This is a genomic window from Labedella gwakjiensis (genome assembly GCF_003014675.1).
In the GTDB taxonomy this organism is placed as follows: domain Bacteria; phylum Actinomycetota; class Actinomycetes; order Actinomycetales; family Microbacteriaceae; genus Labedella; species Labedella gwakjiensis.
In genome coordinates this window covers 1,603,345-1,615,394 of the sequence record NZ_PYAU01000001.1, presented here as the reverse complement: position 1 = coordinate 1,615,394, position 12,050 = coordinate 1,603,345, and the positions used below count along the sequence as shown (strand labels likewise).

13 protein-coding genes are annotated in these 12,050 nt (G+C 69.9%); 11 read left to right on the top strand and 2 right to left on the bottom strand.

What is annotated here, in order from left to right:
* Window positions 1-83 precede the first annotated feature (83 nt).
* Window positions 84-719 carry a helix-turn-helix domain-containing protein gene (locus CLV49_RS07650; RefSeq protein WP_243696646.1) on the top strand — a complete coding sequence of 212 codons (636 nt, stop codon included), beginning with the start codon at window positions 84-86 and terminating at the stop codon, window positions 717-719.
* On the opposite strand, the gene CLV49_RS07645 is transcribed toward CLV49_RS07650, so the two are convergent.
* Entirely contained in the window at window positions 700-1,380 is a 681-nt protein-coding gene (locus CLV49_RS07645; protein WP_106563005.1) for a DUF1028 domain-containing protein, read from the bottom strand. The two genes, CLV49_RS07650 and CLV49_RS07645, sit on opposite strands and share 20 nt — an antisense overlap.
* A 162-nt stretch (window positions 1,381-1,542) precedes the next feature.
* Here CLV49_RS07645 and CLV49_RS07640 point away from each other — a divergent pair, with 162 nt between their 5' ends.
* The 6 genes from CLV49_RS07640 to CLV49_RS07615 all read left to right on the top strand — a co-directional run bounded on the left by CLV49_RS07640 (window position 1,543) and on the right by CLV49_RS07615 (window position 8,719).
* Window positions 1,543-3,063 (top strand): ABC transporter substrate-binding protein, encoded by a 1,521-nt coding sequence (locus CLV49_RS07640; RefSeq protein ID WP_106563004.1) that lies wholly within the window; start codon window positions 1,543-1,545, stop codon window positions 3,061-3,063.
* Between the two features lie 37 nt (window positions 3,064-3,100).
* Window positions 3,101-4,111: an ABC transporter permease gene (locus CLV49_RS07635; protein ID WP_243696647.1), complete on the top strand. Its 1,011-nt coding sequence runs from the start codon at window positions 3,101-3,103 to the stop codon at window positions 4,109-4,111.
* Window positions 4,108-5,019 (top strand): ABC transporter permease, encoded by a 912-nt coding sequence (locus CLV49_RS07630; protein ID WP_106563002.1) that lies wholly within the window; start codon window positions 4,108-4,110, stop codon window positions 5,017-5,019. Before CLV49_RS07635 ends, CLV49_RS07630 begins: the two co-directional genes overlap by 4 nt.
* On the top strand, window positions 5,016-6,668 hold the full coding sequence (locus tag CLV49_RS07625) for a dipeptide ABC transporter ATP-binding protein (RefSeq protein WP_106563001.1): 1,653 nt from the start codon (window positions 5,016-5,018) through the stop codon (window positions 6,666-6,668). The genes CLV49_RS07630 and CLV49_RS07625 overlap by 4 nt, the downstream gene beginning before the upstream one ends.
* Window positions 6,669-6,854: 186 nt before the next feature.
* A complete protein-coding gene (locus CLV49_RS07620; RefSeq protein WP_106563000.1) occupies window positions 6,855-8,345 on the top strand; it encodes an SDR family oxidoreductase in 1,491 nt (496 codons plus the stop codon).
* 23 nt (window positions 8,346-8,368) lie between these two features.
* Window positions 8,369-8,719, top strand: coding sequence for a hypothetical protein (locus tag CLV49_RS07615; RefSeq protein ID WP_106564960.1), 351 nt, complete (start codon window positions 8,369-8,371; stop codon window positions 8,717-8,719).
* Here the strand turns inward: CLV49_RS07615 and CLV49_RS18550 are convergent.
* Entirely contained in the window at window positions 8,709-9,257 is a 549-nt protein-coding gene (locus CLV49_RS18550; RefSeq protein ID WP_127054390.1) for a DUF2510 domain-containing protein, read from the bottom strand. The genes CLV49_RS07615 and CLV49_RS18550 overlap by 11 nt on opposite strands.
* A gap of 300 nt (window positions 9,258-9,557) precedes the next feature.
* On the opposite strand from CLV49_RS18550, the gene CLV49_RS07605 reads away from it, so the two are divergent.
* From CLV49_RS07605 to CLV49_RS07590, 4 genes are all read left to right on the top strand, one after another.
* Complete coding sequence (locus tag CLV49_RS07605; protein ID WP_106562999.1) at window positions 9,558-9,803, top strand: hypothetical protein; 246 nt, start codon at window positions 9,558-9,560, stop codon at window positions 9,801-9,803.
* Window positions 9,804-10,329: 526 nt separating this feature from the next.
* Window positions 10,330-10,584, top strand: coding sequence for a hypothetical protein (locus CLV49_RS07600; RefSeq protein WP_106562998.1), 255 nt, complete (start codon window positions 10,330-10,332; stop codon window positions 10,582-10,584).
* Between the two features lie 266 nt (window positions 10,585-10,850).
* Complete coding sequence (locus tag CLV49_RS18310) at window positions 10,851-11,420, top strand: hypothetical protein (RefSeq protein WP_106562997.1); 570 nt, start codon at window positions 10,851-10,853, stop codon at window positions 11,418-11,420.
* A gap of 54 nt (window positions 11,421-11,474) precedes the next feature.
* Window positions 11,475-12,047 carry a YdeI/OmpD-associated family protein gene (locus CLV49_RS07590; RefSeq protein ID WP_106562996.1) on the top strand — a complete coding sequence of 191 codons (573 nt, stop codon included), beginning with the start codon at window positions 11,475-11,477 and terminating at the stop codon, window positions 12,045-12,047.
* Window positions 12,048-12,050: the final 3 nt, after the last annotated feature.

Genomic DNA, 12,050 nt, shown 5'->3' with positions numbered 1-12,050 from the left:
GCGGCGCTTCACCGCCACGCGTCGGCGCAAACGCTCTACGTGGCGGGGTGGAGGGCGGCGGGGTGGCCGCTACGCTGGGTCCGGTGACCGAGGGACGAGCAGACGTGCACGACGACGCGGCCGGGGACGACGCGGCCGAGAAGGACGAGGTCGCGCTCACGATCGCGGCTCTCGGCGCCGCCGTGAAGGTGGAGCGCCAGCGGCAGGGGCTCACGGTGCAGAGTCTGAGCGCCAAGTCGGGCGTGAGCTTCGGCCTCATCAGCCAGCTCGAGCGCGGACTCGGGAACCCGTCGCTCCAGTCCCTCCACCGGCTGGCGTCGGCACTCGGGGTGCCGCTCCCGAAGCTCCTGAGTGGCGCGGACGGCGATTCGATGGTGGTGCGCGCCGACGAGCGGGCGCTCCTCCCGGTGCCGACGGATCAGCCGGAGCATCAGCGCGTGCGCCGCGAACTTCTCACTCCGCGACTCAGCAGCAACCTGCAGCTCATCCGGTCGACGCTGCCCGCCGGCTTCACGAACGAGGGCCAGCCGTTCCGTCACCTGGGCACGGAGAGTGTGACCGTGGAGCGGGGCGTGCTCGTGGTGGTGCACGGAGAACGCCGAGTGACGCTCACGGAGGGCGATACGATCACGTACGGGTGCTCCACTCCCCACTGGTGGGCGAACGGCCACCCCGCCGAGACGGTCGTGCTCGGCGCGGTCAGCCCCTTCGAGGGGTGACGGCCGGGGCCCCGTCGTGGGCCGCCCGCAGGTCGAGGAGGCGGGCCAGCTCGGAGAGCGGGTCGACGGAGTCGTCCGCTCGCAGGTCCACGACCAGATCGGCGGGAAGACCGGCGTCGCGATCGATCGCGGCGATCGCGACGGCGGCGCTCTGGCGGCCGCGTCTGTCGCCTCCTGCGCGTTCTGCGGCGATGAGTCCGGACAGGATGCGCTCGGCGAAGACGATCTCGGGCGCAGCGCCGTCGCCCCGGGGTGCAGCGGCGCGGAATCCGTCGGAGAGCGCCTCGACGACGTCCTCGCCCGTGAGGACGTTGCCGATCGCGACGTGGTCGTCGCCCCGACGCTCCCCCGCCCATGCGCCGCACTCGGCGCCCGTCCGGCTCGCGATGCGGCCCTCGATGTCGATGACAGCCACCTGGCGGAGCGCGTGGCCGTCGTCCCACTCGGGGACGGCGTCGATCGCCTCGTCGACGCTCGCCCCGTCGCGGATCGCGTCGAGCACGCGGCGGCGCAGCGCCCGGTTCGTCCACGCCTGGCTCGCGACGGCTCCCACGGCCGGGTCGATGGCGAGCACGGAGTTGCCGACGGCGAGGGACAGGCTCGCCGTGCCCGCTCCGAGCAGCCCGGACGAGCGGTCGATGGCCAGCAGTGTGAAGGTCACTCGAGCTCCGTTCCCCCGGCTCGCGGCCGATATCGTGCAGGACGATCCGCGCGAGGCCGCCGTGTGACGATTGTGTTTCGCCTGCCGGATCGGCTTGTCGCGTCGCCTCATACTGCCACATACTGATGCAATCATCATCAAAGTGATCGAACCGGAGCTGATATGAGAAGACGCACAGCCCTCGTCGGAGCCTCGCTCGCCGGGGTCCTCGCCGTGACCGGATGCTCGACGGGACAGTCCGTCGACGTCGGCGCCGACGGGTCCGACGAGATCCTCACCGCCGCCATCGCGGGAGAGCCCGACCAGCTCGACCCCCACAAGACCACCTCCTACTTCTCCTTCGAGGTGCTCGAGAACATCTACGACACCCTCGTCGAGCCCGACGAGAACCTCGAGATGCAGCCGGCGCTCGCCGAATCGTGGGAACTCTCGGACGACCAGCTCACATGGACGTTCACCCTCCGCGAGGGCGTCACGTTCCACGACGGCTCCGACTTCACCGCCGATGACGTCGTCTACTCGTACGACCGCATCATCGACGAGGAGCTCTCCAACGCCTGGAAGTTCTCGGCCGTCGAATCGGTCGAGGCCGTCGACGACTACACCGTCGACATCACGGTGACGCAGCCCACCCCGAACCTCCTGTCGAGCATCGGCGGGTTCAAGGGCATGGCGATCGTCGAGAAGGAGAACGTCGAGAGCGGCGACATCACGACCGACCCGATCGGCACCGGTCCCTTCTCCATGGAGGAGTACACGAGCGGCGACCACATCACGCTCGCGGCCAACCCCGACTACTGGGGCGGGGCACCCGAGATCGGCGGCATCGAGTTCCAGTTCATCTCCGAGGGCTCGACGGCGATCGCCGCGCTGAAGAGCGGAGAGGTCGACTGGACCGACTCCATCCCCACCCAGCAGGTCGAGTCGCTGAGCGGCGACGAGGCGGTGACCATGGGTCAGAGCCCGAGCAACGACTACTGGTACCTCGCCCTCAATGAGGACCGCGAGCCGTGGAACGACGTGCGCGTGCGTCAGGCGATCGCCTACGCGATCGACCGCGACGCGATCGTGCAGGCCACGAGCTACGGGACCGCCACGGCCAACCAGCTCGCGATCCCCGAGGAGAGCGTCTGGTACACCGAGTACGACACGTACTCGACGGACCTCGACGAGGCGCAGGCGCTCCTCGACGAGGCCGGCTTCGAGGGCGGCACGCTCGACCTCCTCGTGACGAGCGACTACCCGGAGACGGTCACGGCCGCGCAGATCATCGCCGACAACCTGGAGCCGCTCGGCATCACCGTCGAGATCCGCACGCCGGACTTCGCGACGTGGCTCGACGAGCAGAACACCGGCAACTTCGACATGCTCATGATGGGCTGGCTCGGGAACATCGACCCGGACGACTTCTACTACTCCCAGCACCACACGGACGGTGGGAGCAACGCCCAGGGCTACTCGAACCCCGAGGTGGACGAGCTGCTCGACGCGGCCCGCGTGGAGACCGACCAGGACGCCCGCAAGGACCTCTACGCGCAGGCGGCGACGATCATCGCGGACGAGGCGAGCTACATCTACCTCTACAACCCGTCGGTGATCCAGGCGTGGAACCCCGAGCTCTCCGGCTACGAGGCGCGCAGCGACCGGGCCATCCGGTTCCGCGACGTCTCGTTCGGCGGCTGAGCCGCACCCGCCGGCACCCGGAGGAGCACGAGCGCCCATGACAACGACCGACACACGCCGCAGAGAGGACGGGACGAGGATGCCGTCCTTCCTGACGAGCCCCACCCTGCGATTCGTCGCTCGGCGCCTGCTCTACTCGGCGGTCGTGCTGTTCGGCGTCATCATCGTCGTGTTCTCGATCGTGCACCTCGTGCCGGGGGATCCCGTGCGGATCGCCCTCGGCACGAGGTACACGCCCGAGGCATACGAGGCGCTGCGTGCGGCGTCTGGCCTCGACCGGCCGCTGTGGGAGCAGTTCTTCTCCTACCTCGGCAATGCCGTGACGGGGAACCTGGGGGTGAGCTTCCGCAACGGCGACCCCGTGACGGTCGCGCTCCTCGAGCGCCTCCCCGCCACGGTGTCGCTCGCCGTCGTGGGGCTCGTGATCGCTCTCCTCATCTCCGTTCCGGCCGGCATCTGGTCGGCGCTCCACGAGGGCAAGCTGAGCGACGGGATCGTGCGGGTCGTCAGCCAGTTCGGCGTCTCCGTTCCCGACTTCTGGATGGGCATGCTGCTCATCACCCTGTTCTCGTCGGTGCTCGGCTGGCTTCCGTCGTCGGGATACGTGCCGCTCTCGGAGGATCCGGTGCAGTGGCTGCGGCGGGTTATCCTGCCGGCGCTCGCCGTGGGGCTCGTGGCTGGCGCGATCATGACCCGCTACATCCGTTCGGCGGTCCTCGAGGTGGCGGCCCAGGGCTACGTGCGCACCGCGCGCTCGAAGGGGCTCGCACCGCGGATCGTGACCTTCCGGCACATCGTGAAGAACGCGCTCATCCCGGTGCTCACGATCGCGGGCATCCAGCTCGCGACGATCCTCGGCGGTGTCATCGTGGTCGAGGTGGTGTTCGCGTGGCCCGGCCTCGGCCGCCTCGTCTACGACGCGGTGTCGGCACGCGACTACCCGCTCATCCAGGGCTCGGTGCTGCTCATCGCCGTGATGTTCCTCGTCGTCAACCTCGTCGTCGACGTCCTCTACGCTCTCATCGACCCGAGGATCCGGCTCTCATGACTCTCGATCAGGTCCCCGCCGCTGCGCCGACCGCCGCGGCGCCCGCGTCCGGGCGCGTTCCCGCGTGGCGACTCCTCGCCTCGAACCCCGTCACGGTCGTGAGCTTTCTGGTGCTCGCGGCGATCGTCGTGATCGCACTCCTCTCACCCGTGCTCGCGCCCTACGGCATCAACGCGATCGACGTGCAGAACGCGCTGCAGCCGCCGTCGGCCGCGCACTGGTTCGGCACGGACGACCTCGGGCGCGACATCCTCTCCCGTGTGATCGTGGCTGCGACGGTCTCGCTGCAGGTGGCCGTGGTGTCGGTGGCTTTCGCGTTCGTCGTGGGTGTGACCGTCGGCCTCGTCTCCGGGTACCGCGGCGGCTGGCTCGACACGGTGCTCATGCGCGTCGTCGACGTGATGTTCGCCTTCCCCGTGCTGCTGCTCGCCCTCGCGATCGTCGCGATCCTCGGGCCGGGACTGCCGACCACGATGCTCGCCATCGGCGTCGTGTACACGCCGATCTTCGCGCGTGTGGCGCGTGCGAGCGCCCTCTCGGTGAGCGTCGAGCCGTTCGTGCAGGTGTCGAAGACCATGGGCACCGGCAACGGCTTCATCCTCTTCCGACACGTCCTCCCGAACATGACCGGGCCGATCATCGTGCAGACGTCGCTCTCCCTCGCCTTCGCGATCCTGTCGGAGGCGGCGCTGTCGTTTCTCGGCCTCGGCGTGCAGCCCCCGCAACCGTCGTGGGGGCGCATGCTCTTCGACGCGCAGGGCTTCCTCGGACAGGCCTGGTGGATGAGCGTGTTCCCCGGCATCGCGATCTTCGTCACGGTGCTCGCGTTCAACCTCGTGGGAGACGGACTGCGTGACGTGCTCGACCCGAAGCAACGCTCGCTCATGGAATCGAGGAGGCGCCGATGACCGCGAAGGTGCTCGACGTGCGCGACCTGCGGGTCGCGATCGGACGTCGCGAGATCGTGCACGGGATCGACTTCTCCGTCTCTGCAGGCGAGACGCTCGGGCTCGTGGGCGAGTCGGGGTCCGGCAAGTCGATGACGGTCCTGGCCGCGACCGGGCTGCTCGACGCGCCCGGTTCGCGCGTGTCGGGATCGAGCGTGCTCGGGGCGACCGACCCGCGCGAGCGCTCGGCCGGCACCGACCGCATCGAGCTCGTGGGGGCCGCGCCGCGTGCGCTCCGACGCGTGCACGGCGACGCGATCGGCTTCATCTTCCAGGACCCGAGCACGTCGCTCAATCCGCTCCTCACCGTCGGACGCCAGATCGAGGAACCCCTCGAGGCGCACCGTGCGCTCACCCGGCGGGCCGCGCGGTCGCGCGCGCTCGAGCTGCTCGAGGCCGTCGGGATCCCGTCTCCGTCCGACCGCGTCGAGTCGTACCCGCATCAGCTGTCGGGTGGCCAGCGGCAGCGCGTCATGATCGCCGTCGCGCTCGCGTGCGACCCGGCGCTCCTCGTGGCGGACGAGCCGACGACCGCTCTCGACGTGACGACGCAGGCGCAGATCATCGCACTGGTCCAGGCACTGCAGCGCGACCGCGGTACCGCCGTGGTGTGGATCAGCCACGACCTCGGTGTGATCGGGCAGGTGGCCGACGAGGTCGTCGTGCTGCAGAACGGGTCGCCCGTGGAGCGGCGTCCGATCCTCGACCTCGTGGATCGTCCTGAGCACCCGTACACACGCGAACTGCTCGCGGCGCGGCCGCTCCTCGGCCGCACCCCGCCGCCGCCGGCGGTCGAGAGGGCCGACGTGCTCCTCGACGTCCGTTCGCTCGACGTGCGGTTCCCCGTCTCGACGCCGGCGGGGAAGACCGTCGTGCACGCCGTCGACGACGTCTCGTTCTCGCTGCGCCGCGGGCGGACGCTGGGGCTCGTGGGCGAGTCCGGCTCGGGCAAGTCGACGGTCGCGAACGTGGTCACGGGGCTCGTCGCGCCGACGGGCGGCACCGCGACGCTCGATGGCGCGGATGTCCTGGGCGTGCGCGGCCGGGATGCGCGACAGCTCCGTCGCCGCATCGCGATGGTGTTCCAGGACCCGTTCTCGTCGCTCGACCCGCGCACGCCGGTGGGCGCGGCCGTCGCCGAGCCGTTGAGGGTGCACCGCCTCGCGGGCGATCGTCGGGGACGCGCGGCGCGCGTCGCCGAGCTCTTCGACCTCGTCGATCTGCCGGCCGACTTCACGTCTCGGTACCCGCACGAGTTGTCCGGAGGTCAGCGCCAGCGGGTGTCGATCGCCCGGGCGCTCGCGCTCGAGCCGGAGGTCGTCATCCTCGACGAGTCGACCGCGTCGCTCGACGTGTCGATCCAGGCGCGCGTACTCGATCTGCTCACGCGACTGCAGGCGGAGCTCGGTCTCACGTACCTGTTCATCGCGCACGACCTCGCGATCGTGCAGCAGATGAGCCACGACGTTCTCGTGCTCCAGGGCGGTCGCACGGTGGAGCACCGCCCCGCCGCCGACCTCTTCGCCGCCCCGGCCGAGGACTACACCCGCCGCCTCCTCGCGGCGATCCCCCCGGAGCGCCCCCGCACCCCCGCCCGCCCCCGCCCCTGACCCCCACACCCCACCCACCCACCCGTTCTCCACCTGCAGCTTTTGAGCGTGATGACACCGCTGTATCGGTGCGATCACGCTCAAAAGCTGCATGTGGGGGGTGTGGGAGGGGCGAAACGGGGTACCGCGGGTCGGGGGCCCGCGCAACGGGGGACGGAGTACAGGCGGGAGACGTAACGTCGGAGTATGGACACTCCCGACACCCGCAGGCTCGCGCTCGTCACCGGCTCGACCGGTTACATCGGTGGTCGACTCGCCCCGCGACTTCTCGAGGCGGGCTACCGCGTCCGGGTGCTCGCCCGGAACCCCGACCGCCTGCGCGACGTGCCGTGGGCGGGCGACGTGGAGATCGTGCGGGGTGACCTCCTCGACGCCTCCACCCTCGACGCGGCCTTCGCCGACGTTGACGTGGCGTACTACCTCGTGCACTCGATGACCGGATCGCACGGGAAGGCCGGGTTCGAGGACTCCGAGCGTCGCTCCGCCGAGAACGTGGCGCGCGTCGCCAAGCGCTCAGACGTCTCCCGCCTCGTCTACCTCGGCGGCCTCCACCCGGACGACGTGAAGCTCTCCCGCCACCTGCAGTCGCGCACGGAGGTGGGCGAGATCCTCCTCGCCTCGGGCGTGCCCACCGCCGTGCTCCAGGCGGGCGTCGTGATCGGTTCGGGTTCCGCGTCGTTCGAGATGGTCCGCCACCTCACCGAGGTGCTGCCGTACATGCCGGCGCCGCGCTGGGTGCGGAACAAGATCCAGCCGATCGCGGTCCGCGACGTGATGCACTACCTGATCGGGGCGGCCGATCTACCCGCCGACGTGAACCGGGCGTTCGACATCGGCGGACCCGACGTTCTGCGATACGGCCAGATGATGAACGGCTACGCCGTGGAGGCTGGGCTGCCGCAGCGACCGATCGCGCCTCTGCCCGTGCTCACTCCGCGGCTCGCCTCCCACTGGGTGAACCTCGTGACGCCGATCCCGCGCAGCCTCGCGATGCCTCTCGTCGAATCGCTGCAGCACGAGTGCGTGGTGCGCGAGCACGACATCGACGCCTACATCCCGGAACCCGATGGCGGGCTCACGGGCTACCGCCGCGCGGTACAGCTCGCGCTCACGAAGGTGCGCGACGGCGCCGTGGAGACGAGCTGGCAGGATGCCTCCGTCGCGGACGCCCCGAGCGACCCGCTGCCGAGCGACCCGGACTGGTCCGGACACACGGTCTTCACCGACGACCGCACGCGCGAGACGGAGGCGTCGCCCGACAAGGTGTGGACCGTGATCGAGGCGATCGGCGGCGAGAACGGCTGGTACTCCTTCCCCCTCGCCTGGGCCGTGCGCGGCTGGATGGACAAGCTCGTGGGCGGGGTCGGCCTGCGCCGCGGCCGCCGTCACCCCACCCGGCTCAACATCGGCGAGGCCCTCGACTGGTGGCGCGTGGAGAAGCTCGACCGCGGCCGCTTCCTGCGCCTCCGCGCCGAGATGAAGGTGCCGGGGCTCGCGTGGCTCGAGATGAGCGTGGAGCCGACCGCGACGGGCTCGAGCTACCGGCAGCGTGCCGTGTTCTTCCCCCACGGTCTCACCGGCCGGCTCTACTGGTTCGCGATCCTGCCGTTCCACGGCGTGATCTTCGCCGGAATGGCGCGGCGCATCACGGCGGAGGCCGCTCGCCACGACGGCTGATGGCGCTCGGTAGGCTCCTCGGCATGAGAGAGGACTGGATCGAGCACCGTCGTGGTCGCGACGGTGAGCTCCTCGGTTGGATGCGGCCGGACGGAGAGGGCTTCGTCGTGGTCGACCTGCTCGGCCGTGATCGGACGGCGCCCGTCGACTGGCTGGAGGCCGAAGAAGTCCTCGACGAGCTCGGGATCGGTTACCTCGCCGAGCCGTTCGAGATGAGACTCGAGGGCGACGCGTGGTTGCGGGTGCGCCTCGCGGAGGTGTCGGCGCACCGGATCCGCGTGAAGAAGGACGACTGGGGAGACATGACCGCTCCCCAGGTGTTCTATTCGCTGCCGTTCCCTCCCGGCGACGCGCTGCGTCCACTCAGCGGCTGATCCGCTCCTCCGAGGTCCGCCGACGACGCAGGAGACGAGCGAGCCCGCGGGGATGCGCGGGGACCGAGCGATGCTCGGCCGTCCATGCGCGTCCGTCCCACCACTGCTCGTGGCTCGCCCTCGACGGCGACGGATACCACCCCGGCGCAGGAGCCCGGGGCGTCGAGGCCTGTGGCTGGTCGGGCACCGCTGTCATCACGACGACCTGGTCGCCACCGCTTCCCTCGGCCGCTGCTCTCGCCGCGCGACGCGTCGACGGCCGATCGAGGGCGGGCGCCGCGGGTTCGTCACCGGTCCTCGCGTAGCCCGCGACCGCGAAGTCCGACACGTCGACGTCCGGGGACGGTTGATACGGACCGTCGATGGCGATGCGCCCGTCGGCCGGCTGACCGTCCCGCGACCAGTTCTCGAACCAGGCGAGCGCGTACGCCTCGTGGCCGCGGAGGCCGGTGAGGGTCTCGGCCGCCAGTCGTATCCCCTCACGCTCGAGGCCGCCGTCCACGCCGAGCGCGCTCTGGAAGCGGGCGAAGTCGAGCATGTGTTCCCCACCCCCGTGCCAGCGTCGTTCATCGATATCGACGAGCGGAGTCTTCGCCGATCCGGTGGATCGAAGCCCGCCTCACCATTCTGGACGGAGTCCGCCCCTGCTGTCATCCGGAGGACGGGATGTCGGGCGCCAGGTCCGGAATCGCACCTGGGCGAAACCTGAGATCTCGTCAGATAGCGGTGCACAAGGGCTGCACGACGCCCCCCGAATAGGGTACAGATGGAGGCGGGGGTTTGCTCCGCAGCCCGATATCGGGCGTGCCGGGGCGCCGCAGAGCGTTAGGAGGCTCGAATGATCTCGCTCATCAACGACGAGGCGACCTGGCTGTGCGTCATGAAGGCGGACCGGATTCTGGGCATCCTGCCCACGCGACAGATCGCGTACCTCGGCGACGACTTCCCCTGGGCCGTCACGGATGAGGATGTCGGGGTCGCCCGCACGCATCTACTCGGTCCGCGCCTGCATGCCATCGAGCTCGGCCGGCAGCTCGCGCTCCTGTCGGAATCCGAGACCGCGGCTCTGAGCGACACGGCATGATCCGCCACGGCGGCCCTGACTTCTCGACGTCCTCCTTTTCGACGTCGTCCCTCTGACGCTGTCATCACCCTCCGGAAACGGCGCGGACGATGTGTCCCCTCTCCGGGGGTGACACCCGGACGGGGGCTACACCGGGAGTTTGCTTTCGCGTTGTATTGGATTTACCCGAATAGAAAGTACTGAATTGATTACCCGAATCGATGAAGTAGCCTCGCCGTCGCGTCCGCTGACCGATCGCCGACGAGCCGTGCGAGATGCGCAACTGACCCCCCGACCGTCTGCGGCGGTGATAGAGCTCCGCTGAACACCCTTCTCGGAGGATCGAACCCGAGATCGATCCCACCGTTGCACCACGCCCCTCCTCCGCCCCCGCAGGCCTTCCCGACCTGACTTCTTCCCGATATCCGGGGGCACGACGGCGCAATCGCGCGGTCCAAGATCGTGATCCGAATTTCTCGACGTACCCGCGTCATGATTCACGTCGATCGCGCTCTTCTGTAGTGAACCCGAAAGAAAGCCCTAGCAAATGATCACCCGAATCGACGAAGACACCATCTGGGAAACGGTCCAGAAAGCCGACCGTCTCCTCAACCGCCTTCCCGCGGAGCAGATCGCCTACCTCGGCGACGGCTTCCCGTGGGCCGTCACCGAGGACGACGTGGTCATCGCGCGCCGCAGCCTCAAGGGAGCACGCGTCGGAGCCATCCAGCTCGGCTTCGAGATCGCGCAGCTCGCTGCTCGTGAAGGCGCCGTTCGCGAGGACATCGCGCGCGGAGCCTGACCCTCGTGCGTGCCGACCGGCTGGGGGGCAGGTCGGCACGCGTGTCTCCCACGGGTGCGTCCGTGTGAGGCACCGCCGCCAGAGCTCGACCTGTGCAGTCCTGCTCCCGCCGGCCTGACGACGACCGCCGTGCACCGCCCGTCCCGGGCACCGTGCGGCGGTCGTCGTCGTATCTGCGCGACGTCGCGGACGACAGGCCGGGCCCAGCGGTGCGCGGGCTCCGTCCACCCCTGGAGCCGCACCGGTCGCTGTGCGAGCCTGGATGCATGACGGACCCAGACGAGAACACCTCCGGACAGACGGAGGGCACCGCCCCCATCGCGAGCGAGGTCGGCGCCGACGTCGATCGGGCGCCGATCGCGGACGTGGGCTCGCCCGTCTTCGAGGGGGTCGAGGCCTACCGGCCCGATGAGGTGTTCCGCGGCGCCTCCACCTACTCCGGTGACGACGTGTACACGGGGGAGCCGGCTATCGGCGTCGCGGACGCGTACGAGGGCACGAGCGCCTACGGTGTCGCGGGCGCCTACGAGCCGGAGGGCTCCTACGCCCCGGCGGTCACCCCGGTGGCGGCGGAGGACATCGTGCCGGCGGGAGCCGAACCGTCGGAGAGCGGCGAGCCGGCCCGTGTCGACCCGATCGGCGTCTACGTGCCGGAGGGCGTCCCCGCGGCGGACCTCCCGCAGCGCGAGATCGCCGATGCCGAGTCGGCGTCAACGGATGTCTCCGCCGCGCAGGCTGATGCGCTTCCCGGCTCGGCCGTCGAACCGGAGACGGGCGAGCCCGTCACACCGATCGATGCGACCTCCGGCCCGAGCGCTGTGCGCTTCGACGACTGAGCGGCGCCTCGAGACAATGCGCGAACGTCGGCGGTCGCTTCTACACTGAGCCACATGGTGAGCTTCGCGGACAAGCCCATCCTCGACCTCACGATCGAGCAGTGGGAGCAGTACCTGGCCGGTTCGCCCGACGACAGCGGGGTGCGGCTCAAGCTGCGCAAGAAGAGCTCGTCAGCTCCGGGCATCACGTGGTCGGAGGCGCTCGACGTGGCGCTCTGCTACGGATGGATCGACGGCCAAGCCGGTCGGTTCGACGACGACTACACGCTCAGCGCATTCACCCCGCGGCGGAAGAGCAGTCCGTGGTCGCAGATCAACCGCGAGCACGTCGCCCGTCTCATCGCCGAGGGACGCATGCAGCCGTCGGGTCTCGCCGAGGTGGAGCGGGCGCAGGCCGACGGACGGTGGGATGCCGCGTATCGGCAGAAGGACGCGGCGCCGTCGCCTGAGCTCCAGGCCGCGCTCGACGCGAACCCGGAGGCGGCGGCTTTCATCGCCGGCCTCACCGCTGTGCAGCGCTTCCAGATCTACTTCCGGATCGGCAACATCAAGACGCCGTCCGTCCGCGCGGCGCGCATCGCCGACGTCGTGGAGAAGGCGGCGCGCGGCGAGCGGCACTACCGCTGAGCA

What these genes read in the sequence shown, in the direction of transcription:
- CLV49_RS18310 (WP_106562997.1), top strand. Translation starts at nt 10,851, where the DNA reads ATGACGGACCCAGACGAGAACACCTCCGGACAGACGGAGGGCACCGCC.
- CLV49_RS07605 (WP_106562999.1), top strand. Translation starts at nt 9,558, where the DNA reads ATGATCTCGCTCATCAACGACGAGGCGACCTGGCTGTGCGTCATGAAG.
- CLV49_RS07600 (WP_106562998.1), top strand. Translation starts at nt 10,330, where the DNA reads ATGATCACCCGAATCGACGAAGACACCATCTGGGAAACGGTCCAGAAA.
- CLV49_RS07590 (WP_106562996.1), top strand. Translation starts at nt 11,475, where the DNA reads ATGGTGAGCTTCGCGGACAAGCCCATCCTCGACCTCACGATCGAGCAG.
- CLV49_RS07620 (WP_106563000.1), top strand. Translation starts at nt 6,855, where the DNA reads ATGGACACTCCCGACACCCGCAGGCTCGCGCTCGTCACCGGCTCGACC.
- CLV49_RS07630 (WP_106563002.1), top strand. Translation starts at nt 4,108, where the DNA reads ATGACTCTCGATCAGGTCCCCGCCGCTGCGCCGACCGCCGCGGCGCCC.
- CLV49_RS07635 (WP_243696647.1), top strand. Translation starts at nt 3,101, where the DNA reads ATGACAACGACCGACACACGCCGCAGAGAGGACGGGACGAGGATGCCG.
- CLV49_RS07640 (WP_106563004.1), top strand. Translation starts at nt 1,543, where the DNA reads ATGAGAAGACGCACAGCCCTCGTCGGAGCCTCGCTCGCCGGGGTCCTC.
- CLV49_RS07615 (WP_106564960.1), top strand. Translation starts at nt 8,369, where the DNA reads ATGAGAGAGGACTGGATCGAGCACCGTCGTGGTCGCGACGGTGAGCTC.
- CLV49_RS18550 (WP_127054390.1), bottom strand. Translation starts at nt 9,257, where the DNA reads ATGCTCGACTTCGCCCGCTTCCAGAGCGCGCTCGGCGTGGACGGCGGC.
- CLV49_RS07625 (WP_106563001.1), top strand. Translation starts at nt 5,016, where the DNA reads ATGACCGCGAAGGTGCTCGACGTGCGCGACCTGCGGGTCGCGATCGGA.